The organism is Streptomyces sp. NPDC047525 (assembly GCF_040643025.1).
GTDB lineage: Bacteria > Actinomycetota > Actinomycetes > Streptomycetales > Streptomycetaceae > Streptomyces > Streptomyces durmitorensis.
Map to the genome: position 1 here is coordinate 1 of NZ_JBEYTL010000030.1, position 24,612 is coordinate 24,612.

The 24,612-nt window shown below is 71.9% G+C and carries 24 protein-coding genes; 10 read left to right on the forward strand and 14 right to left on the reverse strand.

Annotated features, from left to right (window positions below):
• Positions 1–471 precede the first annotated feature (471 nt).
• The 3 genes from ABZ833_RS43460 to ABZ833_RS43470 are packed head-to-tail and all read right to left on the reverse strand — an operon-like array spanning position 472 to position 2,965.
• A complete protein-coding gene (locus ABZ833_RS43460) occupies positions 472–975 on the reverse strand; it encodes a hypothetical protein (RefSeq protein ID WP_361059175.1) in 504 nt (167 codons plus the stop codon).
• A 44-nt stretch (positions 976–1,019) separates the two neighbouring features.
• Positions 1,020–1,664 carry a response regulator transcription factor gene (locus tag ABZ833_RS43465; protein WP_361059075.1) on the reverse strand — a complete coding sequence of 215 codons (645 nt, stop codon included), beginning with the start codon at positions 1,662–1,664 and terminating at the stop codon, positions 1,020–1,022.
• Positions 1,661–2,965, reverse strand: a complete 1,305-nt coding sequence (locus ABZ833_RS43470) for a sensor histidine kinase (RefSeq protein WP_361059077.1) — start codon at positions 2,963–2,965, stop codon at positions 1,661–1,663. The genes ABZ833_RS43465 and ABZ833_RS43470 overlap by 4 nt, the downstream gene beginning before the upstream one ends.
• 236 nt (positions 2,966–3,201) lie before the next feature.
• On the opposite strand from ABZ833_RS43470, the gene ABZ833_RS43475 reads away from it, so the two are divergent.
• The 3 genes from ABZ833_RS43475 to ABZ833_RS43485 all read left to right on the forward strand — a co-directional run bounded on the left by ABZ833_RS43475 (position 3,202) and on the right by ABZ833_RS43485 (position 5,586).
• Positions 3,202–3,759, forward strand: a complete 558-nt coding sequence (locus tag ABZ833_RS43475) for a heme-binding protein (protein WP_361059079.1) — start codon at positions 3,202–3,204, stop codon at positions 3,757–3,759.
• 109 nt (positions 3,760–3,868) lie between these two features.
• A complete protein-coding gene (locus ABZ833_RS43480; protein ID WP_361059081.1) occupies positions 3,869–4,474 on the forward strand; it encodes an ankyrin repeat domain-containing protein in 606 nt (201 codons plus the stop codon).
• Positions 4,471–5,586 (forward strand): hypothetical protein, encoded by a 1,116-nt coding sequence (locus ABZ833_RS43485; protein WP_361059083.1) that lies wholly within the window; start codon positions 4,471–4,473, stop codon positions 5,584–5,586. The genes ABZ833_RS43480 and ABZ833_RS43485 overlap by 4 nt, the downstream gene beginning before the upstream one ends.
• A gap of 56 nt (positions 5,587–5,642) precedes the next feature.
• Here the strand turns inward: ABZ833_RS43485 and ABZ833_RS43490 are convergent, their stop codons facing one another.
• Positions 5,643–7,076 carry an FAD/NAD(P)-binding protein gene (locus tag ABZ833_RS43490; protein ID WP_361059085.1) on the reverse strand — a complete coding sequence of 478 codons (1,434 nt, stop codon included), beginning with the start codon at positions 7,074–7,076 and terminating at the stop codon, positions 5,643–5,645.
• A 199-nt stretch (positions 7,077–7,275) separates the two neighbouring features.
• On the opposite strand from ABZ833_RS43490, the gene ABZ833_RS43495 reads away from it, so the two are divergent.
• Both ABZ833_RS43495 and ABZ833_RS43500 read left to right on the forward strand, forming a co-directional pair.
• The gene (locus ABZ833_RS43495; protein ID WP_361059087.1) at positions 7,276–8,424 is read left to right on the forward strand and encodes a helix-turn-helix transcriptional regulator; all 1,149 of its coding nucleotides are present in this window, start codon (positions 7,276–7,278) and stop codon (positions 8,422–8,424) included.
• Between the two features lie 52 nt (positions 8,425–8,476).
• Positions 8,477–9,904, forward strand: a complete 1,428-nt coding sequence (locus ABZ833_RS43500) for a M1 family metallopeptidase (RefSeq protein ID WP_361059089.1) — start codon at positions 8,477–8,479, stop codon at positions 9,902–9,904.
• Between the two features lie 4 nt (positions 9,905–9,908).
• Here the strand turns inward: ABZ833_RS43500 and ABZ833_RS43505 are convergent, their stop codons facing one another.
• The 4 genes from ABZ833_RS43505 to ABZ833_RS43520 all read right to left on the reverse strand — a co-directional run bounded on the left by ABZ833_RS43505 (position 9,909) and on the right by ABZ833_RS43520 (position 13,364).
• Positions 9,909–10,424 (reverse strand): GNAT family N-acetyltransferase, encoded by a 516-nt coding sequence (locus ABZ833_RS43505; RefSeq protein ID WP_361059091.1) that lies wholly within the window; start codon positions 10,422–10,424, stop codon positions 9,909–9,911.
• Positions 10,425–10,444: 20 nt separating this feature from the next.
• A complete protein-coding gene (locus tag ABZ833_RS43510; RefSeq protein WP_361059093.1) occupies positions 10,445–11,302 on the reverse strand; it encodes a phosphoenolpyruvate hydrolase family protein in 858 nt (285 codons plus the stop codon).
• Positions 11,303–11,363: 61 nt separating this feature from the next.
• Complete coding sequence (locus ABZ833_RS43515; RefSeq protein WP_361059095.1) at positions 11,364–12,614, reverse strand: Tm-1-like ATP-binding domain-containing protein; 1,251 nt, start codon at positions 12,612–12,614, stop codon at positions 11,364–11,366.
• Positions 12,615–12,788: 174 nt separating this feature from the next.
• Positions 12,789–13,364, reverse strand: a complete 576-nt coding sequence (locus tag ABZ833_RS43520) for a TerD family protein (RefSeq protein WP_361059097.1) — start codon at positions 13,362–13,364, stop codon at positions 12,789–12,791.
• 197 nt (positions 13,365–13,561) lie between these two features.
• On the opposite strand from ABZ833_RS43520, the gene arfB reads away from it, so the two are divergent.
• Positions 13,562–13,999 carry an alternative ribosome rescue aminoacyl-tRNA hydrolase ArfB gene (gene arfB, locus ABZ833_RS43525; RefSeq protein ID WP_361059176.1) on the forward strand — a complete coding sequence of 146 codons (438 nt, stop codon included), beginning with the start codon at positions 13,562–13,564 and terminating at the stop codon, positions 13,997–13,999.
• A gap of 55 nt (positions 14,000–14,054) precedes the next feature.
• On the opposite strand, the gene ABZ833_RS43530 is transcribed toward arfB, so the two are convergent.
• Positions 14,055–14,579 carry a flavin reductase family protein gene (locus ABZ833_RS43530; protein ID WP_361059099.1) on the reverse strand — a complete coding sequence of 175 codons (525 nt, stop codon included), beginning with the start codon at positions 14,577–14,579 and terminating at the stop codon, positions 14,055–14,057.
• Between the two features lie 421 nt (positions 14,580–15,000).
• Here ABZ833_RS43530 and cdgB point away from each other — a divergent pair, with 421 nt between their 5' ends.
• Entirely contained in the window at positions 15,001–16,674 is a 1,674-nt protein-coding gene (gene cdgB / locus ABZ833_RS43535) for a diguanylate cyclase CdgB (protein WP_249589188.1), read from the forward strand.
• Positions 16,675–16,761: 87 nt separating this feature from the next.
• The gene (locus tag ABZ833_RS43540) at positions 16,762–17,748 is read left to right on the forward strand and encodes a carbohydrate-binding protein (protein WP_361059101.1); all 987 of its coding nucleotides are present in this window, start codon (positions 16,762–16,764) and stop codon (positions 17,746–17,748) included.
• Between the two features lie 21 nt (positions 17,749–17,769).
• On the opposite strand, the gene ABZ833_RS43545 is transcribed toward ABZ833_RS43540, so the two are convergent.
• The 5 genes from ABZ833_RS43545 to ABZ833_RS43565 all read right to left on the reverse strand — a co-directional run bounded on the left by ABZ833_RS43545 (position 17,770) and on the right by ABZ833_RS43565 (position 22,964).
• Entirely contained in the window at positions 17,770–18,630 is an 861-nt protein-coding gene (locus tag ABZ833_RS43545; RefSeq protein ID WP_361059102.1) for a class II fructose-bisphosphate aldolase, read from the reverse strand.
• Between the two features lie 67 nt (positions 18,631–18,697).
• Entirely contained in the window at positions 18,698–19,630 is a 933-nt protein-coding gene (locus ABZ833_RS43550) for a 1-phosphofructokinase family hexose kinase (protein WP_361059104.1), read from the reverse strand.
• 167 nt (positions 19,631–19,797) lie between these two features.
• Complete coding sequence (nagA, locus tag ABZ833_RS43555; RefSeq protein WP_361059106.1) at positions 19,798–20,940, reverse strand: N-acetylglucosamine-6-phosphate deacetylase; 1,143 nt, start codon at positions 20,938–20,940, stop codon at positions 19,798–19,800.
• Positions 20,940–21,908, reverse strand: coding sequence for an ROK family protein (locus ABZ833_RS43560; RefSeq protein WP_361059108.1), 969 nt, complete (start codon positions 21,906–21,908; stop codon positions 20,940–20,942). Before ABZ833_RS43560 ends, nagA begins: the two co-directional genes overlap by 1 nt.
• A gap of 162 nt (positions 21,909–22,070) precedes the next feature.
• Positions 22,071–22,964 carry a sugar isomerase gene (locus tag ABZ833_RS43565; RefSeq protein ID WP_361059110.1) on the reverse strand — a complete coding sequence of 298 codons (894 nt, stop codon included), beginning with the start codon at positions 22,962–22,964 and terminating at the stop codon, positions 22,071–22,073.
• A gap of 180 nt (positions 22,965–23,144) precedes the next feature.
• Here ABZ833_RS43565 and ABZ833_RS43570 point away from each other — a divergent pair, with 180 nt between their 5' ends.
• Positions 23,145–24,362 carry an extracellular solute-binding protein gene (locus tag ABZ833_RS43570; protein WP_361059178.1) on the forward strand — a complete coding sequence of 406 codons (1,218 nt, stop codon included), beginning with the start codon at positions 23,145–23,147 and terminating at the stop codon, positions 24,360–24,362.
• Positions 24,363–24,372: 10 nt separating this feature from the next.
• Complete coding sequence (locus ABZ833_RS43575) at positions 24,373–24,612, forward strand: DUF3263 domain-containing protein (protein WP_249589195.1); 240 nt, start codon at positions 24,373–24,375, stop codon at positions 24,610–24,612.

Sequence of the window (24,612 nt, forward strand, 5' to 3'; positions counted from 1 at the left end):
ATGTCCGTCCTCGCTATCGTCCGGTGGCCGTGGGGTTGCTTCGGTGGGGGAGTGCTGGGAGCCGTGCTCCGGGCGGACATACCGGCACGTCCCCTTGGGTGCGTTGCCGACTGCGGGCGCATTTGTGCTGCGGTGCCACTTGGCCTTGGGGGCGGGGCCGTGCCGGTATGTCCGTCCTCGCTATCGTCCGGTGGCCGTGGGGTTGCTTCGGCGGGGGAGTGCTGGGAGCCGTGCTCCGGGCGGACATACCGGCACGTCCCCTCGCGAGCGTTCCCGGCTGCGGGTGCGTGTGGGCCGACCTCCCTGGCTGAGGGGGCGTGACGACGCTCCCCACCCACCCCCGTCTCTGTCGGTCACCCACCCACCACGCGGCCCCCCCACCCACCCCTTGTCACCGCGGGGCAATCGGGTGGGTGGGCGGGAAAGGCTTGTTCGGTTGCTGAGCGCTGCGGGGGGCCGAGCCCCGCAGGGCTACGCCGGGAGGCGGGGGTAGCGGGACTGGAGGGTCCAGATCGCCGGGTTGTCTGCAAGGGTCTCGTGGAGGTCCGTGAGGTCCGCCAGGAGGTCCTGGAGGAAGTCCCGTGCCTCGCGGCGGAGTTCGGAGTGGGAGAAGGTCAGCGGGGGGTCCTCCGCCCGCATCCAGTCCGCCTCGATGTCCACCCAGCCGAACCGCCGCGTGAACAGCATGCGGTCCGTCGACTCCGTGAAGTCGAGCTCCGCGTACTGAGGGCGGGAGGCCCGGCTCCCCCGGGGATCCTGGTCCACGAGCTCGACGATGTCGCACAGCGCCCACGCGAAGTCGAGGACGGGAACCCATCCCCAGGCTGTGGACAGCTCCCGGTCCGCCTTCGTGTCCGCGAGATACACGTCCCCGCAGAACAGGTCGTGCCGCAGCGCGTGGACGTCCGCGCGGCGGTAGTCGAACTGCGGGGGGTCGGGAAAGCGGTGGGAGAGGGCGTAGCCGATGTCGAGCACGTGGTTGATGGTGTCATGGCCCGTGAGGGGGACGACCGCGCTGCTCACGGCAGCAGGCGTTGTTCCTTTGCCACCGCCACCGCTCCCGCCCTCGTGTCCACGCCGAGCTTGTCGTAGATGCGGCCCAGGTGCGTCTTGACCGTGGCCTCGCTGATGAACAGCGCGCGGGCGATGTCGCGGTTCCCGAGCCCGTGGGAGAGCTGCGCGAGGATGTCGAGCTCGCGGTCGGTCAGCGTGGGCAGCGGCTTGCGCATGCGGGCCATCACGCGGGACGCGACCGGCGGGGAGAGCGTGGTGCGGCCCTGCGCGGCGGCGTGGATCGCGGCGAAGAGCTCCTCGGGGCGTTCGGCCTTCAGGAGGTAGCCCGTCGCGCCCGCCTCGATGGCGCGGGTGATGTCGGCGTCCGTGTCGTATGTGGTCAGGACCAGGACGTGGGGTGGGCGGGGCGTGGCGGATGACGTGATGTGGCGCGTTGCCTCTACGCCGTCCATTCCCTCGCCCAGCTGCAGGTCCATCAGGACCACGTCCGGGGTCAGCTTCGCGGCAAGGGCGATCGCCTCCTCGCCCGTGCCCGCCTCGCCGACCACCTCGATGTCCGGCGCGCTGCCGAGCAGGGCGAGCAGTCCGGCGCGTACGACGATGTGGTCGTCGCAGACCAGGAGGCGGACCGGGGGTGCGGGGGGCGTCATGGGGACTCCTGGGGGGTCAGCGGGATCGAGACCGAGAGGACCGTGCCCTCGCCCGGTGCCGACTCGATCGTCAGTGTGCCGCCGAGCTGCCGCGCACGGGCGCGGATCGCGGGCAGGCCGTGCCCCCGCCGGTCCGATGCGGGCGGCTGCTGCGCCGGCGTGAAGCCGCGGCCGTCGTCCGCGACGTCGAGCACCACCTGGTCGTCCAGGTGCGTGAGCGTCAGCGCCGCCGTCGTCGCAAAGGCGTGCTCCGTCACGTTGGCGAGGGCGCCCTGCGCGATGCGCAGGAGCGCGGACTGCGTCTGGTCGGGGAGCGGGGCGGGGGTGCCCTCGGAGTGGAAGCGGACCGTGAGGCCCGCGTCCTGCGCGGTGCGCGCGGCCAGCGTCCGCAGCGCCTCGTCGACGCCGCCGCCGTCGGCGAGGTCGGCGGGCGCCAGGTCGTGCACGAAGCGGCGTGCCTCGGCCAGGCCGCGTTCGGTGATCGACTCGGCCGTACGGACATGGGTGCGGGCCTTGGCCGGGTCCGTGTCCCAGACGCGGTCGGCGGCCTGGAGCAGCATCTGCTGGCTGGACAGGCCCTGGGCGAGGGTGTCGTGGATCTCCATGGAGATGCGCTGGCGTTCGGCGAGGGTGCCTTCGCGGCGCTCGGTGGCGGCCAGTTCGCGGCGGGTGCGGATGAGGTCGTCGATCAGTTCGCGCTGGCGGGCCGCCTGGCGCTGCATGTAGGCGAAGACGGCCGTCGCGATCGCCGAAACGGCGGGCGGCCCGAGGATCAGGTCGGGGTCGTAGCGGCCCGCGAGCCGCAGCTGTGACGCGATGACGCAGCCGGTCAGGACGGCCACAAGGACCAGGGCCGCGCGCGGTGGCAGCGTACGCATCCCGGTGAAGAAGAGCGGCACCGCGCACCATCCGAAGCTCGGCGCGAGGATCACGAGGACCAGCCAGACCGCGACGACCAGGGCGAGCCAGGCAAGGCGGCGTGGGGTGCGGCGGGTGCCGGGTGCCGGGCCGCCGGGAGGCCGGGGCGCGGAACGGTTCCCCAGCAGCGGCAGGGCGTAGAGGACGGCAAGGACCACGGAGAGCGCGATGATCCACGGGACGCGCGCGCCGCCGGGGTGGCGCAGCAGGAAGCGGGCCAGCGAGGCGCCCAGGAGCAGGTAGAACGCCGTGTGCATGACGGCCGCGAGCCAGCGGGCGTCCGGGTCCGGCGTCCGGGGGGCCGGGCCGGGCGGGCGCTGACCCTGCCCCTGACCCTGTCCGTGACCGTGTTGTCCCTGTCCGTGTCCGTGTTCCTTGTCCACTGGGCGCCTCCTCTCGTAATGCCGTCACGCGGTCGCTGAACTGGGCAAACACCCTCATTGTGACCCGGTGGGGCCACGGGAGGGTCAACCGATCGGTTGACCCTGGTGTCGGCCGAGTCGCGCGCGGCTCCCAGCCGGTACGCCGAGGGGTTCGGACCGGAAATGGCCGGAGGATCGATGGCAGAGGAAACAACCTCCCTCCCTCCCGATCCCCGCCTCATCTCAAGGAGCCCCCGATGAAGAAGATCTCCCGCCGCACCCGTGTCCTGACCATCGCCGCGACCGCCGCCGTCCTCGGCGCCGGCACCTTCGGCGCCGTCTCCGCCAGCGCCGAGGCCCCGGCCGCCGCCGCGAAGGCCGCCGTCACCGCCGACGCGGGCAACAAGAACCTCACGCAGTCGACGCACCTGAACATCGACGCCGCGACCAAGGCCGCCCAGGCCACCCTCGACGCCGCCGAGAAGGAGAACCAGCGCGTCACGGTCGCCGTGGTCGACCGCAACGGCAACACCATCGTCACGCTGCGCGGCGACGGCGCGGGCCCGCAGTCGTACGAGTCCGCCGAGAAGAAGGCCTACACCGCCGTCTCCTGGAACGCGCCCACCTCCGAGCTGGCCAAGAACCTGGAGAAGACGCCGAACCTGAAGGACATCCCCGGCACCCTGTTCCTCGCGGGCGGTGCGCCGGTGACCGCCAAGGGCGCGCCCATCGCGGGCATCGGTGTCGCGGGCGCCCCGTCCGGCGACCTGGACGAGAAGTTCGCGAAGGCGGGCGTCGCGGCGCTCGGCCGCTGAAGCCGCTGAGCCGCTGAGCCGCTGAAGCCGAGACGCTGAGCTGCCGAAGCCGCCGGATCTCATCATGCCGAGGCTGTTCCCGGTCCGTACGACGACGAGGAGAACGATCATGACAAGGACCGCTGACGACCAGCGGCTGCTCGACGCCGCACGGGCCGGGAACACCGCCGGTGTGAGGGCGGCCCTCGACGCGGGCGCCCGCGTCGACGCCCGCGACACCGAGCTGCGCACGCCCCTGCTGCTCGCCGCACTCGGCGACCACGTGGAGGCCGCCCGGGTCCTGGTGGCCGCGGGCGCCGACGTCGACGCGCAGGACCACCGCGCCGACAGCCCCTGGCTCGCCACCGGCGTGACCGGCAGCGTCGCCATGCTGCACGTCCTGCTTCCCGCGGGGCCCGACCTGAAGCTGCGCAACCGCTTCGGCGGGATCTCCGTGATCCCGGCCTCGGAGCGCGGACATGTCGCGTACGTACGGGAAGTCCTGCGCGTCACGGACATCGACGTCGACCACGTCAACGACCTCGGCTGGACCGCCCTGTTGGAGGCCGTGATCCTCGGCGACGGCGGCCGCGCGCATCAAGAGATCGTGGAGCTGCTGCTCGCCGCGGGCGCCACGCCCGGCCTCGCCGACCGGGACGGCGTCACGCCCCTCGCGCACGCCGAGCGCCGTGGGTTCGCGGAGATCGCCGCGCTGTTGAGCGGCGCTGCCTCGTGAAGGCGTCCCGGACGGTCGTCGTGGCCCTCCTGGGCGCCGCCGCCCTCGCGGGCTGCGGTGCCGGCGGCGACGGGTCGGCCCCGTCCGAAGAGCCCGAGCCCGCCGCCGCCACGTCCACCCTCCCCGCCTCGCAGCGCACCCCCGAAGGCACCCTCCTGGTCGCCGACTTCGGATCCGACACCGTCACGTTCGTCGACCCCGAGCGCGGGCCCATCGGCTCCGTGAAGGTCGGCACCGCCCCCTACGGGATCACCGTGGGCGATGACGGCCGCGCCTGGGTCGCCACCGCCGACGCCGTCGCGGTCGTCGACACCGGCACCCGCGAACGCGTCGACCGCATCCCGTACGAGACGGACAGCGGCCCGGCGACGACCGGCGAGTACCGCGGCGGCGGCATGGGCATCGCCCTCGCCCCGGACGGCGAGCACGTCTATGTGGGGGTCAACGTCCCTGACGGAAAGGGCACGTTGGAGGTCATCGACACCAAGAAGCGCGAGGTCACCGACACCGTTCCGGTGGGCCGGCGCCCCTTCGACGTGGACGTCTCGAAGGACGGCCGCGAGGTCTACGCGACCAACCACGACTCCTTCGACGTCACCGTCGTACGCGCCGACTCCCTGAAGCCCCGCCGCATCGAAGTCGCCCCCTACGGCACCGAAGGCGGCCTCGGCTCCTGGCTCAAGCCGCACTACGCCGCCGTACGCCCCTCGGACGGCAAGCTCCTGTTCCCCTTCGAGGGAGAGAAGCTCGTCGTGGTCGATCCGCGCACCGGTGAGTCCGACATCGAGCCGATGACGGCCAACACCCATCAGCACGGCGCGCAGATCACCGAGGACGGCACCTTGTTCGCGGTCGGCACGGGACCCATCGATCCCGCGGAGGACAAGGGGCCCTCGCTGACCATGCGTACGAAGGACGGCGAGGAGAAGGTCTTCCCGCTCGAAGGCCCGCACGAGGACGTCGCCGTCTCCAAGGACGGCGGCACCGCCTACGTCTCCGGCGGCTTCACCCGCGACGGGTTCTGGAACGGGATCACCGTCATCGACCTGGAGAGCGGCGACACGCGTCGACTCCCGGCAGGGGAACGCCCGTTGGGCATCACCGTCCTCTAGGCCTTCCGCGCCTGTCCACAGGCCCAGGTGCTCCTGCTACAGGCCCAAGTGCGCTCCTACGTACGGAGTGCCTGGGCCGTGCGGGACGCCTGGGCCGCGATGCCGGGGACGCTCGACGTGATGAACGAGCCCCCGCCGGTCAGGTCTCCGACCACATGCACGCGCGGGTCGGCAGGTATCAGCCCGCCTGCCGGGTGGAGCGTGGCCAGGCCGGTCTCCACCAGGGACCGGACCAGGGGCCCGGCGGCGGCAGGGACCGCCTGCGGCGGCGGGTTCACGGCGTTGACGACTGTCTGCGCGGTGCGTTCGCCGCCGTCGTCCCGAACTCGCACCCGGAATCGTCCGCCGTCCGCGGGCTCGATCGACCGGAGTCCGCGGGCGACGGTGAGCTGGCCCGAATCCAGGAGCCGCAACAGGACGGTCGCGTTCCGCGGAATCATCGGCGAGGCCACGCCGGCGGCCGTGCGGAGGTGACGGCGCAGCCACGCGCGGTCGGTCTCCGGCAGCAGCCGCCATGCGTACGGGCCGACGGTGTGCGCCGTCTGCTGAAGCAGGCGGCGGCCGGTCCGGGGGTCGTCGACCGCGGCGAGCTGCCGCCGGAGCCGCTGGACCGGGTCCTCGGACGCGGCGCCGGCGAGGTCGGCCCTGAGGTCGTCGAAGTCCTCACCGGCGTCCGCCAGTTCCGCGCGCAGAAGCCCGGTGAGGTCGTCGAGGGTGATGCCGCCCCGCGCCCTGTGCAGCTCGGCCACGCGGTCGGTGGTCATGTGCCGGGGGCGCAGGTCGTCCGGGCGCTGCCAGACGTGCGGCAGCGCCCCGCCGCGCGAGAGGAGCGTGATCCGCCCCGTGTGCCCGCGCGCGGCCAGTGACACAACGACGTCCACGGCGGTCAGGCCGCTGCCGATGATCGCGACACCGCTCCCGACGGGCACGCGGTCGAGCGTGTCCGCCAGCGGATACGGATCGGCCGTGAAACCCGGGGTGCCTGCGAGGCCATGGAGGTCCGGTGGCGCTCCGCCGCCCACGCACAGCGCCGCGTGGGTGGCCCTGTGCTCCTGCCCGTCATGCGTACGCAGCACGAGATGTGCCCCGGAGCGGGCGGCCCCGGTCACGCGGGCGGCCACGACGCGTACGGGCCTGCCCTGTTCGGCCAGGGCCGCCATCGCCTTCTCCGCGGTGTGCTCCAGATACTCGCCGTAGAGCGCCCGCGGGACCAGCGGCTGGCCCAGGAGCTCGTCCAGGTGGGCGGCGCCCCGCTCTCCCAGCCAGGCCGCGTAGTGGCCGAAGTCGCCGCTTCGGATCGACATGATGGCGGGCGGGGCGTTCACAAGCACCGAGTCGAGGTCCGGGCCGTACGCCCGGCCGCGCCACAGCCGTGGCGACGGCTCAAAAACGGTGATCGTGCCGGTCCCGCCCTCCGTGGCAGCCGGTGCGGCCAGTGCGTCCAGCAGGCCGACCGCTGCCGCGCCTCCTCCGACGATCGCGATGTCCATGTGCGCCCTCTCCCTCTGCGTCCCTCTGTGTCCCTCTGCGTCGGCCGTGAGTCGTCAGGCCGTGTGTCATCGACCTTCGTCAACGCGGCCGCAGAGCCCCATCCCCCGCCCGCGGGCGACCGGCCCGGGGCGACCCCCTCAAACGGGGGGTTGGTGCCGTGCGAAGGACAGGGCAGGCTGACCCGCGGAGGGGATGCGCATGACCGATCCACGCCGTGCGGTGCTTTCGGCCGCCGAACGGGCCGCGAACGCGGGGGAGTTGTTCGGCCGGGCCTCGGCCGCTCTGCGGCGCCGCGTGCCGTTCCACTCCGCCGTGTGGACGGCCGCCGACCCGGAGACCGGCCTGATCACGGCGCCGATGCTGGTGGAGAACCTCGGCTCGGGGGACGGCTGTTACGCCTACTGGGAGAGCGAGCTCCTGGAGGAGAACGTCCTGCCGTTCCGCGAGCTGGCCCGCGCGGCCGTACCGGCTGCCGGGCTGCGCGCCGCCACCGGCGGTCTGCCCGCCCGCAGTGCCCGCTTCCGGCGCCTGTTGCTCGGCCAGGGAGTCCACGACGAGCTGCGCGCCGTACTGCGGACCGGCGGTCGCCCCTGGGGGCTGGTGAGCCTGTTCCGCACCTCCGAAGCGCTCCGGGCCACCGACGGCTCCCACTCCACCGACGCGCCCCACGCCACCGAAGCGTTCCGCCCCGACGAGATCGCGCTGCTCGCCGACCTGTCAGGGCCGCTGGCCGCCCGCCTCCGGGAGTTCGCCCGGCCGCCCGAAGCCGCGCCCCGCACGGACGCCCCCGCGCCCGGCCTGATCCTCTTCGACCCGTCCGGCGAGGCCATGTCCGTCAACGACGAGGCGCGGCAGCACCTCGCTCTGCTGCCGGACGGGCCGTCCTTCCCCTCGCCGCTGGGCCTGAAGCTGCCCATCTGGGTCATCGGCACGGCCTTCCAGGCGCGGGCCGTCGCCGAGGGCCGCGACCACTCCGGCAACGCCCGTGTGCGCATCAGGACCACCGAGGGCCGCTGGCTCGTCTGCCACGCCTCCTGCCTCACCGGGCCCGGCGGAAGGCCGGGCCCCGTGGCCCTCGTCGTCGAGCCCGCGACCCCCGCCGACCTGGCGGTCCTGGTCGCCGACGCCTACGGCCTGACCTCGCGGGAGCTCCAGATCACCCAGCTCGTCGCGCGCGGGATGACCACCGCCGAGATCGCCGCGACGCTGTTCATCTCCCCGCACACGGTCCGCGACCACCTCAAGACCGTCTTCACCAAGGCCCGCGTCTCCAGCAGGGGCGAGCTGGTCGCCCGGCTCTTCACCGACCACTACTGGCCCGCCCTGCCGCAGGCCGCCCCCGGGTGAAGCCGGAAGCCGACGCGGCCCCACCGAACATATGCCGCATAAGATCACAGGCGTGCACCCACGATCCACGGCGCTCCGCGGCACATCCGTCGCCGCCCTCACCGCCCTCGCCCTCACCGCCTGCAGCGGCTCCGGAGTGCACGGCACACCCGGAGCCGACGGCCTGCGTGACCCGTACTTCCCGAAACTGGGCAACGGCGGCTACGACGTCGCGCACTACGACCTGACCCTCGGGTACGACCCCGACGCGCGCCGCCTCACCGGCACGGCGGAGGTCACGGCGCGCGCCACCCAGGACCTGAGCGCCTTCAACCTCGACCTCAAGGGTCTGGACGTGAAGAGCGTGACCGTCGAGGGGAAGGACGCCTCCTTCCACCGTGACGGGCAGGAGCTGACGATCCGCCCGCCGGACGACCTCGACAAGGGCGAGACGTTCCGCACGGCCGTCCGCTACTCCGGCGACCCGGAGACCATCACCGACCCGGACGACTCCAAGGAGGGCTGGCTGCGGACGAAGGAAGGCTCCCTGGCCCTTGGCGAGCCGACGGGCTCCATGGCCTGGTTCCCCTCCAACAACCACCCCTCGGACAAGGCCTCGTACGACATACGCGTCACCGTCCCCAAGGGCCTGAAGGCCATCTCCAACGGCGAGTTGACGCGCGAGTCGACCAAGAACGGCCGCACCACCTTCGCCTGGCACAGCGCGGAGCCGATGGCGAGCTATCTGGCGACCGTCGCCATCGGGCCGTACGAGGTGAAGAAGTCGACGACGAAGTCCGGCATCCCGGTGCTCACGGCGGTGGAGCCATCCGAGGCCAAGGACAGCGCGAAGGCGCTCGGCCGCATCCCCGAGATCATGGAGTGGCAGGAGCTGAACTTCGGCCCCTACCCCTTCTCGTCGACCGGCGCGATCGTCGCCCGCGAGGGGGACGCGGGGTACGCCCTGGAGACCCAGACGCGCCCCACCTTCCCCGGCGCCCCCGACACCGGACTGGTCGTCCACGAGCTGGCGCACCAGTGGTTCGGGAACTCCGTGACGCCCAAGTCCTGGCAGGACATGTGGCTCAACGAAGGCTTCGCCACGTACGCCGAGTGGCTCTGGGAGGAGGACCACGACGGCGACAGCGTGCAGGAGACCTTCGACCAGATCTACGCCGGTGACTACTACGAGGACAAAGAGGACAACGACGCCATCTGGGCCTTCCCGCCCGCGAAGCCGCCGTCCGCCGCGAACATCTCGGACAGTCCGGTGTACGAGCGCGGCGGCATGGTCATCCACAAGATCCGCCAGGCGGTGGGCGACGACACCTTCTACGACATCGTGCAGGGCTGGACGAAGGCGCACCGCCACGGCAACGCGGACACCGAGGACTTCACGCGGTACGTGGAGAAGCACGCGGGCGGCGAAGCGGCGCGCGAGAAGGTGCGGGCGATCTGGGGCCCGTGGCTGTACGGGGACGGGAAGCCGGAGCGCCCGTGAGGCGTCACGGCAGCGGCTTGCGGAGCACGGAGCAGGGGCGGTCCGCGGCGAGGTCGCGCCGGTGGCCGATGACCTCGTAGCCGAGCGAGCCCCAGAAGGCCAGCCCGGCCTCGTTCCCGTCCAGGACGGCGAGCCGCACCCCTGTCCGCCCGTCCTGCCGGAAGCGCTCCTCGATCAGGCCCGCCAACTCCCGCCCGTATCCACGGCGTTGCTGATCCGCGTCGACCATGAGCAGGCCGATCCATGGATCGGGGTCGGCGGGGTCGGGGTGCCGGTCCAGCGTGATGCCGACCCCGACGACCCGCCCCTTCGACCGCGCGAGGAGCACCTGGGCCGCCGGCTCGGCCAGCTCGTCCGCGAGCGCGGCGGCGACCTGTTCGGGCCGGATGTCGTCCGGGTCGGGGAAGTCCCCGGAGAGGGCGTGGAAGGCGCGGTTCGACGCGTACAGGGCGGTGAGCTCGGTGAGCAGCTCACCGGGGAGTGCGCCGTCCTCCGCGGAGGTGAGCGGTTCGAGGATCATGCGGCGCAGGTTAGCCGTGTTCAGCCGTGCGGCTTCGGGGATTCGCCGTGTGCCGCCAGGGATTTGAAGGCCCGCGTCTGGTCCACGATCGCGCGCTCCGTGGGGAGGCGTTCGATCGACGAGGCGCCGAAGAAGCCGACGATTCCCGTGGTGCGCGACAGGACGTGGGCCGCGTCCTCCGGCTCCGCGATGGGGCCGCCGTGGCACAGGACCAGGATGTCGGGGTTCACGCGCTTGGCCGCGTCGTGCATCTCCTGGACCGCCGTCGCCGCCTGGTCGAGGGTCAGGGCCGTGCCCGCGCCGATCGCGCCCTTCGTCGTCAGGCCCACGTGGGGGACCAGGACGTCCGCGCCCGCCCGTGCCATGTCCGCCGCCTGGTCGGGGTCGAAGACGTACGGGGTCGTCAGGAGGTCGCGGGCGTGGGCCTCGCGGATCATGTCGACCTCCAGGCCGTACCCCATGCCCGTCTCCTCGAGGTTGGTGCGGAACGTGCCGTCGTACAGGCCGACCGTCGGGAAGTTCTGTACGCCCGTGAAGCCCATCCCCTTCAGCTCGTCCAGGAAGCGGCCCATGTCCCGGAACGGGTCGGTGCCGCAGACCCCGGCGAGGACCGGGGTGTCCTTCACCACCGGGAGCACCTCTCTGGCCATGTCCACCACGATGGCGTTCGCGTCGCCGTACGGGAGCAGTCCCGCGAGGGAGCCGCGGCCCGCCATGCGGTAGCGGCCCGAGTTGTAGATGATCAGGAGGTCCACGCCGCCCTCCTCGGCGCACTTGGCGGACAGGCCCGTGCCCGCTCCCGCTCCGATCACCGGACTGCCCTTCGCCACCTGGGAGTTGAGGCGAGCCAGTGCTTCCTTGCGGGTGATCTGTGTCATCAGCTTCTCCTCGGGTGAAGTCGTGCGGCACGGCGACGCGTGGGTCACGGCGGGTCGTGGGTCACGGCGTCCGCTTCAGCGCGCGTGCGGCGATCAGTTCGTCCAGGCGGTCCGCCATCGCCACCGCGAACTCCGCGTCGTTGATGTGCGCGTCCACTTCATGGAGCCGTACGCCGCTGCCCCGCACCGTCGTCCGCAGCGCGCTCAGCCCGGCCGCGTCCGCCGCCGGGTCCTCGAAAGGACCGCCCTCGACGTCCACCGCCGAGACCCCGCGCAGCGGCCAGAAGAACTCGACGGGGCCGCGCGCGGCGGCGAGCTTGTGGCCCAGGGTGGTGCCGAGCGCGGCCATCTCGTCGGCCGTCGTGCGCATCAGCGTGACCGTGGGGTTGTGCACGAGGAGCGTGCGGTCCGCGAAGCGGGGCGGGACCGTCGGTGCGGGGCCGAAGTTGACCATGTCGAGGGCGCCGGGGGCGACCACCTGCGGGATGCCCGCGCGGCCCGCCGCGGTGAGGCGCTCGGGGCCCGCGGACAGGACGCCGCCGACCAGTTCGTCGGCCAGCTCGGTGGTCGTCAGGTCCAGTACGCCGTCCAGGAGGCCGTCGGAGGCCAGCTTCTCCACCGCCCGGCCGCCCGCGCCCGTCGCGTGGAAGACGAGCACCTCGTAACCGAGTTGGTCGAGGCGGGCGCGGGCCGCGTCGATCGCGGGCGTCGTCACGCCGAACATCGTCGCGGCGACCACCTTGCGGCCCTGGCCCGCCAGTTCGTCGTGGTTGCGCTCGAAGCGGCGTGCCATGCCCGCGGCGGCCGCCGCCGCGTTGCCGAGTACCTGCCGGGAGACCGCGTTGATGCCGGAGATGTCCACGACGCTGTACATGAGCGTGATGTCGCTGCTGCCGACGTACGGCGCCACATCACCGCCCGCCATCGTGCTGACCAGCACCTTCGGCACCCCGATCGGCAGCGCGCGCATCGCCTGCGCGGCGATCGACGAGCCGCCGCTGCCCCCTGCGGCGAGCACCGCGTGCAGCTTGCCCTTCCGGTGCAGGTCGAGGACCACCTCGGTCACGCCGTCCGCCATCGCGGCGACGGCCGCACCCCGTTCGCCTGCGGTGCGCAGCTTCGCCAAGTCGTGCCCGGCCGCGCGGGCCACGGTGTCGGCCGTGACGTCGGGGGCGGGGGCCTGGGCGGGCGGGGGCAGTATGCCGGTGTCGACGAGCAGGGTGTCGCTGCCGTACTCCCTGAGCCGCTCGCGCAGCCAGGCGTACTCCGCGCCTTTGGTGTCGAGCGTCCCGACCAGCACCACGGTCGCCATGGCCCTCACACTCCCTCAAGTGGTGGGTGGTGCTGCCGATCCTGGTGCCGCCGCCGCGTGGAAGCAATGACCGGAGGGCCGGTCGACGGGGGCGCCGGACACACGAGGGCCCCCGGCGGAGACTCCGCCGGGGGCCCTCGTGAACGTGGCTGTGAACCTCAGTGGCTGTGAACCTCAGACGTTGACGCCGAAGTCCTGCGCGATGCCGACGAGGCCGGACGCGTAGCCCTGGCCCACCGCGCGGAACTTCCACTCCGCGCCGCTGCGGTACAGCTCGCCGAAGACCATGGCGGTCTCGGTGGCGGCGTCCTCGCTCAGGTCATAGCGGGCGATCTCCGCGCCGCCGGCCTGGTTGAGGATGCGGATGAAGGCGTTGCGCACCTGGCCGAAGTTCTGCGAGCGGTTCTCCGCGTCGTAGATCGAGACCGGGAAGACGATCTTGTCGACGTCGGCCGGGAGGCCGGCCAGGTTGACGTTGATCTGCTCGTCGTCGCCCTCGCCCTCACCCGTGACGTTGTCACCGGTGTGCACGATGGTCTGGTCCGGCGTCGCCTTGTTGTTGAAGAAGACGAAGTGCTGGTCCGAGAAGACCTTGCCCTGCGGGTTCACCGCGATGGCCGAGGCGTCCAGGTCGAAGTCGGTGCCAGTGGTGGTACGGACGTCCCAGCCGAGGCCCACGGTGACGGCGGTCAGGCCCGGAGCCTCCTTGGTGAGCGAGACGTTGCCACCCTTGGACAGGCTTACTGCCATTGTTGGGAGTCCCTTCCCTCGTTGCGTACGAACGGGCTTCGTACTGGGGACGAAGCTACCGTCACCCCTATGAACGTCGACCGGGGTCCCAGAGGTTCCAGGTCCTTTTACTTTCTTTACTCGTCTCTTGCGCCCCTCCCGTCACAAGCGGGGCGCGCCGTAAATACGGGTGACGTGGACCGGACAGACGCGGGACCATAGGACTCATGTCCGGTCCCTATGTCATCCGCGGCTCCGTCTGTCTGCCCGAGGCCGAGCTCATGTGGCGCTTCTCCAGGTCCTCCGGGCCGGGCGGTCAGCACGTCAACACCAGCGATTCGCAGGTGGAGCTGCGCTTCGACCTGGCCGGCACGGAAGCGCTGCCTCCGGTGTGGAAGGAACGCGCCCTTGAGCGGCTCGCGAGCCGTCTCGTCGGCGGCGTCGTCAGCGTGCGGGCATCCGAGCACCGTTCCCAGTGGCGCAACCGCGAGATGGCGGCCACCCGCCTCGCCTCGCTGCTCGCCGAGGCCACCGCGCCGCCGCCCCGGCCCCGCCGCGCCACGAAGATCCCGCGGGGGATCAACGAGCGGCGGCTGCGCGAGAAGAAGCAGCGCAGCCAGACCAAGCGGGGCCGCGCGGGGGAGGGCTGGGGCTGAGCCCCCGGCCCGCCCGGCAAAGGTGCGCGAGCAAAGACCGCGCAGCCCGGATCCGTCAGCCCAGCTGTCGGTACTTCCCCTTGAAATACATCAGCGGGCCCCCGTCGGCGCTCGGCAGATCAGCCGAAAGTACTCGCCCGATGACGAGGGTGTGATCACCCGCCGTCACTGTCTGTTCGGTCCGGCATTCCAGCGTCGCGAGCGCGCCGCCGACCAAGGGCGCCCCTGACGTCTCTCCCCTTGCGTAGGGGATGTCCTCGAAGAGCAGCCGGTCGCTGATCCTGCCCTTCATCGCGAACCGGCCCGCGATGTGGCGCTGGCTCTCGGAGAGCACCGAGACGCCCCACAGCGGCTGCTCGTCGAGCAGGTCGTCCATCCGGGAGCCCGCACGCAGGCTGACCAGCACGAGCGGCGGGTCGAGGGACACGGAGAGGAAGGCCGTCGCGGTCATGCCGACGTCCTCGCCGACCGGTGCCTGCGGGTCGTCCGCGTCGAGGGACGGCTCGCAGGCGGTCACCAGGACCACGCCCGCGGCGAGCCGGGACATGGCGGCGCGGAACTCTTCGTTGCTCACCCCCACAGGATGCCCGCCGGGGGACGGGACGCGTGGGGAGGGAGGTGCTGGGGGAGTCGCTGGAGCGCTCTCCGGAGATGTCTTCAGTACGGGAACCACGGGAGCGACGCTAGCCCCGCCGACCCCGTCACCACATCGGGCCCTGGGCCGAGACCAGGCCTAGGACCGATGGCCGAGGGAGGCCGTCGGTGGCCTCACCGGGCACGCTTCGGGCCCGCTTCGGGCAAGTGGACTGGACCAACGAAGGCTTCCCACCTGTGACTTGAGTCACAGGACCCATATTTTGTTGACCCTGTGTACCGGGTGAGCTGCTCGCTGTGATTCAGTGACGGTGGCAATCAGACACTGAGAGAACTCAGGTACTGAGAGAACAGTAAGGGCGCTGCGAATCCTGGAGTTGCTGTCGAGGTCTCGGGGAGAGCGAGCAATGGAGACCGAGTCGGAGCCGTACGTCCGTCTTGCGACCCTGCGGCAGCTGCATCAGGTGGTGGCGGATCTCAACACGGCCCGGAGCCTGGCGGACACGCTGCAGACCGTCGCCGACGGCGTGGTCAACGGCCTTGGCTATGAGCTGGCGTGCGTCAATCTCGTGCGCCCTGACGGCGATCTCGTCGTCGCCGCCTTCGCGGGCAACACCGCCGCCGAGGCGCTCATCACCGGCCGGGTCGGCTCCCGTGACGCCTGGGAGAAGCGGCTCTCCATGGGCGAGGCCTGGGGCGCCCTGAGGTTCATCTCGTACACCGAGGGCTGGGTCCTGGACGAGGACGACGTCCCGCAGTGGTACACCGACGGACCCGAGCCCCGCTTCGAGGACGAGTGGCACCCCGCCGACCGCCTCTTCGCTCCGATGTACGCCACCGGAGCCGCCGGCGGCGAACTGCTCGGCGTGATCTCCGTGGACCGGCCGCGCAACGGCCGCAGGCCCGGCGCCTGGGGCCGCGAGGCCCTCCAGATGTACGCCTTCCAGGCCGCGATCGCGATCAGCAACGCACGGCTCCGCGCCAACATGCAGCGCGCCCTGGTCCGCCTGGAGCGCGAGCAGCAGGCGCTGCGGGCCAGCGAGGAGTCCTTCCGGCAGGCCTTCGAGTACGCGCCCTCCGGCATGGCCATCGCCGAGATGGGCGGTGACCAGCACGGGCGGATCCTGCGCACGAACGACGCCCTGTGCCGCCTGCTCGGCCGCCCCGCGTCCGCGATGCGCCGCTATTCGTTCTCCGACCTGGTGCACCCCGAGGACATCGGCACGCTCCTGCGGACCTCCGCCGAGGGCGGCCGCGCCGAGCTGCGCCTGGCGCGGCGCGACGGGACGTACGTCTGGGTGTCCCTGCGCAACTCGGTCGTCGCGGACGCGGCGGACGGGCCGCGCTTCCTCCTGACCCACGTCGAGGACATAGAGGAGCGCAAGCGCCGCGAGCTCCAGCTCGCGCACCGCGCGTCGCACGACTCCCTCACCGGCCTGCCGAACTCCGCCGAGCTGCGCTCGCGCCTCAGCGCCCGTCTCTGTCGTCGGCCGCACGCGGGTCAGCCGAGCGCGGTGGACTCGCTGGATGCGGCGTACGACGGCGTGTACGACGCGGACGGGCAGCACAGCTTCGACTACGGCTCGAACAACGCGCACGCCCTCCAGCAGGGCGGCGAGGGCTTCGACCACCACGTGCACACCGTCGCGCCGCCCGAGGGGCACGGCGACACGGACGACGGCACCAAGGGCCTCGCGGTGCTCTTCTGCGACCTCGACGGCTTCAAGTCGATCAACGACCGCTTCGGGCACCACACCGGTGACGCCGTCCTCATCGAGGTGGCGAGGCGGCTGACCAGCGGCGTCCGCGACGGGGACACGGTCGCCAGGCTCGGCGGCGACGAGTTCGTCGTCCTCGCGGACGGGCTCGGCCGCGCCGACGCGCAGGACCTCGCGGTGCGGCTGCGGAACGCGATCATCCCGCCGATCCGGGTGGACGGGCGTGCGGTCCGTGTGGGGGCCAGTTTCGGCATCGGCTGGGCGCACTGCGGGATGTCGGCAGACGAAGTCTTGCACTCCGCTGACCAGCGGATGTACGTGGAGAAACGGTCCCGTGCCAAGCAGCACAGGCGGGCGGGCTGAGGGTCCGGATGAGGTCAACGCCACCCCGTGACCTCACCCGGAGCGGGTAGGCTCCCCCGGTCAGCGATATGAGGGAGTGACCTGGGAATGACGCCCGGCAATAACGGCGAACCTACGCCGAACGCGCCAGAGGGCGACGACGACGTGTTCGGCTATCTGTACGAAGACGGACAGGCGGCCGGCGCCACCCCGCCCAGCGGCGGGGGCGGCTACGGATACCCGGGCACCCGGTCCTCGTACAACCAGGTGCGCGCGGTCGGCGACCGCCGCCCGAACGCCTACGGCACGCAGGCCGCGCCCACGTACGGCCAGCAGGTGCCCCCGCAGCAGCAGCAGGCCTACGGCCAGCCGAACGCGCACTACGCCGCCCCGGAGACGCAGCCCGGCGGAGCCCCCGCGGGACCGCAGTACACCCCGGCGTCCCGAGGCTCCGGCGGTCGCGGCGGCGGCCCCAACACCAAGGGCCTCCTGATCGCGGCGATCGCGGTCGTCGCGGTCGTCGCCATCGGGATCGCCGCGGCGATGCTGTCCGGCGGCGGCGACGAGGGCGACGGCAAGGAGGCGGGCGGCGGCTCGACGCAGGGCGAGACGGTCAAGCCCAGCGAGAAGCCGACGAAGGACCCGGCGGACCCGGTCGAGCTCCCGAAGACGGACGCGAAGGCGCTGAAGCTGGAGGGCGGCACGACGACGGCCTCGGACATAGAGGGCGCCGAGTCCGCGGGCGGTTCCTATGTGGCCGGGTTCGACAAGGTCGGCGCCCAGGTGACGTGGACCGTCAACGGCATCCCCAAGGCAGGCTCGTACAGCCTCCACGTGAAGTACGGCGTCCCCGGCAAGGACTCCAACGCCACGATCCTCGTGAACGGCAAGAAGCAGACCCGTCCCCTGAACATGAAGAACTTCGCCCACGCGGAGGAAGGGGACTGGGAGAAGGGCTGGACCAACACCTGGGCGGTGGTCCAGCTCAACAAGGGCACCAACGCGGTCACGCTCACCTGTGCCCAGAGCGACCTGTGCGGGACGACCGGGGCGAACATCGACCAGATGTGGCTCGTGGAGGGCAGCAACGGCTGACCCTCCACCGCCCGCCCGGGGTCAATCCTGGGGCTGCTTCAGGAGCCCCAGGAACCCCGCCACCGTCCCGGCCATCGCCTCGCGAGCCGGGGCGAGGTATTTCCGGGGGTCTACGCCCGTCTCGTGGGTGGTGAGGTACTCCCGGACCGCTCCCGTGAACGCCGTGTTCAGGGCCGTGCCCACGTTGATCTTCACCATGCCGGACGCGATCGCCGCCCGGATCTCCGTGTCCGGTACGCCACTTGAGCCGTGGAGCACCAGCGGGACCGGGACGGCGGCCGTGAGGGCGGCTATCAACTCGTGGTCCAGTGTTGCCGTGCGGGACGTCATCGCGTGCGAGGAGCCGACGGCCACCGCGAGGGCGTCCACTCCTGTGTCCGACACGTAGGACGCCGCTTCCGTGGGGTCCGTGCGGACGCCCGGAGCGTGTGCGTCCAGCGGGGCCTCGCCCTCCTTGCCGCCCACCTTTCCCAGCTCCGCCTCGATCCAGATGCCCCGCTCGTGGCCCCAACGCACCGCGTCCGCGGTCGCCTTGACGTTCTCGCCGTACGGCAGCTTCGACGCGTCGAACATCACCGAGCTGAAGCCGTCGGGGTGCGCGGCCCGCAGCAGTTCCGGGTCCGTGACGTGGTCCAGGTGCAGGGAGAGCGGGGACGAGGAACTCTTCGCCACCGCCGCTGCCGCCGCCGCGATCGCGGACAGGTTGCCGCCGTGGAACTTCACGGCGTTCTCGGAGATCTGGAGGATCGCGGGGCTGCCCGCCTGCTCGGCGCCCGCGGCGATCGCCTCCGCGTGCTCCAGCGTGATCACGTTGAACGCGGCGACTCCGCGCCCCGCGGTGCGCGCGTCGGCTACCAGGTCGCCGGTGGATACGAGTGGCACGATGAATGTCCCCAATTCCTGGGCCGGTACGGCCCGTTGTGCGTCGCCCACGCGGTGACGCGTGCCGTCACGCCGCGGTGGCCTCCCCGGTCACCGCGACCCGCGTGAGCAGGTCTTCGTACACAGAGGGCACGAACTCGCCCGCCACGGGGGACGAGACCGTCGCCGCCGAGAGCGCCACGGCCCGTGCGAGGCGCTCGGGCCACGGGAGTTCCTCCACCAGGGCGGAGAGCAGGCCCGCCACCGCCGAGTCACCGGCGCCGGTCGGATTGCCGCGCACGAGGGCGGGCGGGGCCGCCTGCCAGGTGCCCTCCGGAGTGACGGCACGCAGGCCCTCCGCGCCCAGCGATGCCACCACCGCGTGCGCGCCCCTGCGGCGGGCGTCACGGGCCGCCTGGGCGGGCTCGTGGGAGCCGGTCAGCTCGGCCAGCTCGTCGGCGTTCGGCTTGACGATGTCGGGGCGGGCCGCGACGCCACGGCGCAGCGCCTCGCCGCTGGTGTCCAGGAGGACGGGGACCTTGGCGGCGCGCGCCGCCCGTACGAGCGTCGCGTACGCGCCGACCGGGACCCCCGGCGGCAGGCTCCCGCAGAGCGCGACCGCGGTCGTGCCCCGGCGCAGCAAATCCTCGTACGACTCACGGAACGCGGACCACTCCGCGGGTGAGATCGCGGGGCCCGGCTCGTTCAGCTGCGTGGTGTCGCCGGTGGCCGCGTCGACCACGGCGAGCGTGCGGCGGGTGGAGCCCTCCACGGGCACGAGCGCGTCCGTGACGCGGGGCTCGTGCGCGAGGCGCTCGTGCAGGACGCGGCCCGTGTCGCCGCCCGCGAAGCCCGTCACCGTCACGTCGTGGCCGATGGCCGCGAGGACGCGGGCGACGTTCAGGCCCTTGCCGCCGGGGCGTTCGGTGACCTCGGTGACGCGGTGCGAGGCGTGCGGGACGAGGGCGGGGACGCGGTAGGTGATGTCCAGGGCGGCGTTCAGCGTCACTGTGAGGATCACTTGTCACTCACCCCCGAGATCACGTGCGAACGCGCTTGCTGTCGGCTTCTTTCGGGGCTGATCATGCCAAAGAGAAGGCGGTTGGCCCAGAGGTCCGGGCCAACCGCCTGCTGTTTGTTGCCACTTCAACGGCGCGGCAGCGGGAGGTGAAATCGCCCCAGTTGCGCCTAATGGGGCGCAACCACCCACTCGCCCTTGCGCATGACGCCCTTCAGCTCGAACTCCGCGTCCAGGACCACCAGGTCGGCGTCCTTGCCGGGCTCCAGCGAGCCGACCGTGTCGTACATCCCCAGCAGCCTGGCCGGGTTGGCGGAGATCGCCCGCACGACGTCCTCGACCGGGAGGCGGTCGACGGTCACCGAGCGCTTGAACGCGCGGTCCAGGGTGAGGGTCGAGCCCGCGATCGAGCCGCCCTCGACGAGGCGCGCGACGCTGTCCAACACCACGACCTCCAGCGGGCCGAGCATGTACTGCCCGTCGCCGAAGCCCGCCGCGTCCATCGCGTCCGTGATGAGCGCGGTGCGGGCCGCGCCCGCGTGGTGGAAGGCCAGCTCGAACGAGGCGGGGTGCAGATGCGTGCCGTCGTTGATCAGCTCGACCGTGATCCGCTCGTCCTCCAGGAGCGCGGCGATCGGGCCCGGCGCGCGGTGCCCGAGGGCCGGCATCGCGTTGTAGAGGTGCGTGGCGACGGTGGCGCCCGCGTCGATGGCCTCCTGCGTCTGCTCGTACGTCGCGTCCGTGTGGCCGATGGCCGCGATCACGCCGTGCTCTGCGAGCAGGCGCACGGAGTCGATGCCGCCCGGCAGCTCGGTGGCGAGCGTGAACATCTTGGCCCGCCCGTGGGCCGCGTCCATCAGCTTGCGGACGTCGGCGGGGTCGGGGTCGCGCAGGAGCGCCTCGCTGTGCGCGCCCTTGCGGCACGGCGAGATGAAAGGACCCTCGAAGTGGATGCCCGCGATGTCGCCCTGCTCGGCCAGCTCGGCCAGCAGCCCGGCCCGCTGGGCGAGGAAGTCCATCTCGCCGGTGACGGTGGAGGCGACGACGGTCGTGGTGCCGTGCAGGCGGTGCGTGTGGACGCCCTTGAGCACGTCCTCGACGCTGCCGGAGGTGAAGGAGGCACCGCCGCCGCCGTGGTTGTGGATGTCGACGAAGCCGGGGACCACCCAGTGGCCGGGCGGGAGGTCGATCGTCTCGGCGTCCGCGGGAGCGCTCCCGGAGATGCGCGTGCCGTCGACGATCACACGGCCGTTGGAAAGGGTCCCGGTGGGCAGGACCACCTGAGCACCGGCGAGGACCTTGCTAGTGGCCATCAGGCGGTTACCTCCGTGGATTGGGTGGGGTCGGGAGCGGGGTCGGTTCCTTCGAGCAGATCCCAGGCGAGCAGGCCCGCGCCCAGGCACCCGGCGGTGTCCCCCAGGGCGGCCGGGACGATGACGGGCTGGGTCTGGAACGTGACGATGCGTGCCGTCATGGCCGCCCGCAGGGGTGTGAACAAGGTTTCCCCGGCCTCGGCCAGACCGCCACCGATGATCAGAGTGTGCGGGTCCAGGAGGGTGAGGGCCGTGATGAGGCCGTCGGCGAGCGCGTCGACGGCGTTCTGCCAGACCTCCCGTGCCCGCGGGTCGCCCGACTCCACGGCCTTCGCGCAGTCCGCGGCGTCCGCGTCCGGGTCACCGCTTGCCGCGGCCCAGGCCTCGCTCACCGCGGACGCGGAGGCGAGCCGCTCCAGGCAGCCGCGCTGGCCGCAGCCGCAGGGGGGTCCGCCGGGGCGCACGATGATGTGGCCGATCTCGCCCGCCGAGCCGTGGGCGCCGGGCTCGATGCCGCCGCCGATGCCGATGGCTCCGGCGATGCCGGTGCCCAGCGGCACGAACAGGAACCGGTCGGCACCCTTGCCCGCGCCGATCCGGCCCTCGGCGAGGCCGCCGGTGCGGACGTCGTGGCCCAGGGCCACGGGTACGCCTTCCAGCCTGCGGCTGAGGAGCTCGCGCATGGGGACGTCGCGCCAGCCGAGGTTCGAGGCGTAGACGGCGATGCCGCGCTCGGTGTCGACGATCCCGGGGATCGCGACGCCTGCCGCGGCGGCGGGTTCCCCGAACTCCTTGATCCCGTGGGCGCGGAGGTCGGCGGCGAAGTCGAGGATGGACTCGACCACGGCGTCGGGCCCGCGCTCCCGGCCGGTGGCCCGCCGCGCCTCGTGGAGCAGCGCGCCGTCCGTCCCGACCAGGGCGGCCTTCATTCCGGTGCCGCCCACATCGAGGGCGATGACGTGTCTCACGGGGACAGTCTCGCGCGTCGGCCGCGAGAGGTCTAGTCCACTTTGGGTAATCGCTGCGGGGTAAACGGGTGGGTGGGTGGGAGACATCCGCCGCGAAGCGGCGGTTTAGGGTCACCCACCCACCCTCCGGAGGAGACCGGGCCCGCTCAAGACGGGACGGGACTAGCTCAGGATGACGCTCCGCGTCAGGTTCCGCGGGCGGTCGGGGTCGAAGCCCCGGGACTCGGCCAGGGCCACGGCAAGCCGCTGGGCCCGTACGAGGTCCGCCAGGGGATCCAGCTCCTCGCGGGCGACCAGTTCCCCGCCCACCCGGGCCACGTCCCCCGCGAGCCCCTCAGGAAGCACGCCGAACATCCACGCCACCCGGCCGGGGCCGGTGATGGAGATCGGCCCGTGGCGGTACTCCATCGCCGGGTACGACTCCGTCCACGCCCCCGCCGCCTCCCGCATCTTCAGCGCGGCCTCAAGGGCGAGCCCGTACGTCCAGCCACGCCCCAGGAACGTCCACTGCTCAGCGGCGACCACGGAGGCCGGCAACGGCTCCGTCACCGCGAGCTCCGCGTCGACCGCCGCGTCGGCGATCGACTTCACGCCGGGGATGTCCCCGAGCCCGGCCCGCAGGAAGGCAAGGGCGGTCGTGGCGAAGCGGGTCTGGACGACCGACTCCTCGTCCGCCCAGTCCAGGACCGCCACCGAGTCGGCCGCGTCCATGACCGGCGTCTTCGGGTCGGCGGTCAGGGCCGTGGTGGGGACGACGCCCTTCAGCTCGCCGAGGAGTTCCAGGACCTCCGTCGTCGTACCGGAGCGGGTGATCGCGACCACCCGGTCGTACTTCCGCCCGGCGGGGAACTCCGACGACGCGAACGCGTCCGTCTCGCCCTGCCCGGCGGCCTCGCGCAGCGCCGCGTACGCGATGGCCATGAACCACGACGTCCCGCACCCGGTGACGGCGACCCGCTCGCCCGGCTTCGGCAGTCCGTCGAAGGCCGAGGCGGCATCGGCCGCCCGGTGCCAGCAGGCGGGCTGAGTTGCTATCTCTGCTGCGGTACGCGACATGCGTCAAGGCTCCTTGCCGGTGGGACGTCATTGGTACGCCGTTGCACAAGCGATACTGAGGTGGTGTAGACCTCGTGTCCATACGCGAGGGAAAATCGCAGTTCACGTAGATCATCGAGGGTGGGAACAGCTGTGCAGCGGCGCGCGACAGGACTGACCGCGGCGATAGCCGCACTGGGCATGGCGGCGGTACTCGCCGGCTGCGGCGGTCCGGGCGACTCCGGCGACGTCACCCTCAAGCTGGTGGCCGCCGACTACGGCGACTCCAAGGCCAACAGCTCCCAGAAGTACTGGGACGCGCTGGCCGAGAAGTTCGAGGCCAAGAACCCCGGCATCAAGGTCGACGTCGACGTCTACTCCTGGACCGACGTCGACCGCAAGGTCAAGGAGATGGTCAAGGCGGGCGACGCCCCTGACATGGCCCAGATCGGCGCGTATGCCGACTACGCCGCGCAGGACAAGCTGTACCGCACCGAGGACCTGGTCTCCATCTCCACCCAGGCCGACTTCATGGCCCCCCTCTCCGAGGCGGGCGAGGTCAAGCGCGTCCAGTACGGCATGCCGTTCGCCTCCTCCACGCGCCTGCTCTTCTACAACGAGAAGATCTTCAAGGACGCCGGCCTCACCCCGCCGCAGAGCTGGACCGATCTCGCGGCCGACGCCAAGGCGCTCAAGGCGCGCGGCGTGAAGATTCCCTACGCCCTGCCGCTCGGCAAGGAAGAGGCGCAGGCCGAGACGATGCAGTGGCTGCTCAGCGGTGGCGGCGGCTACACCGACAACGTCGGCACGTACGACATCGACTCCACGCAGAACGTGAAGACCTTCACCTGGCTGAAGGACGAGCTGGTCGGCAAGGGCCTGACGGGCCCCACGCCCCCCGCCAAGCTCGACCGCGCCGAGGCCTTCGCCGCCTTCACACGCGGCGACGTGGGCATGCTCAACGGCCACCCCACGCTGATGCAGATGGCCGCGAAGAAGGGCGTGAAGTACGGCATGGTGCCGATGCCTGGGGTGAACGGCAAGGCCCAGGCCACGATGGGCGTCGCCGACTGGATGATGGCCTTCAAGCAGAAGGGCCACCGCGAGGAGGTCGGCAAGTTCCTCGACTTCGCCTACAGCACCAAGAACGTCCTGGACTTCTCGCGCGAGTACGACCTGCTGCCCGTGACGACCTCCGCCGCGCAGGAGATGACGGGCAACAAGAACGACAAGGCGCTCGCCGAGTTCCTCGACGAGCTGCCCACCTCGCAGCTGTACCCCGTGGGCAAGACGTCCTGGGCGCAGGTCTCCGTCGACGTCAAGAAGTACATCGGCAAGACCGTCGACGAGAACGGCAATCCGGCGTCGATCCTCGGTCAGATCCAGACCAAGGCGGCGACGGAGGAGAACGCGGAATAGCGTGGCCGGTATGACGGACGACACCGGCCTCTCCGAGCGCGACCGCGCGATCCTCGCCCTGGAGCGCCGCGACTGGGTGAGTGGTCCCGGCGCCAAGGAGCGGGCCGTGCGCGAGCAGCTCGGCCTGGTGCCGGTGCGCTACTACCAGCTCCTGAACGCCCTGCTCGACGACCCCCGCGCCCTGGCGCACGATCCGGTCACCGTCAACCGGCTTCGGCGCGTCAGGGAGTCCCGGCGCGGGGAGCGTTGA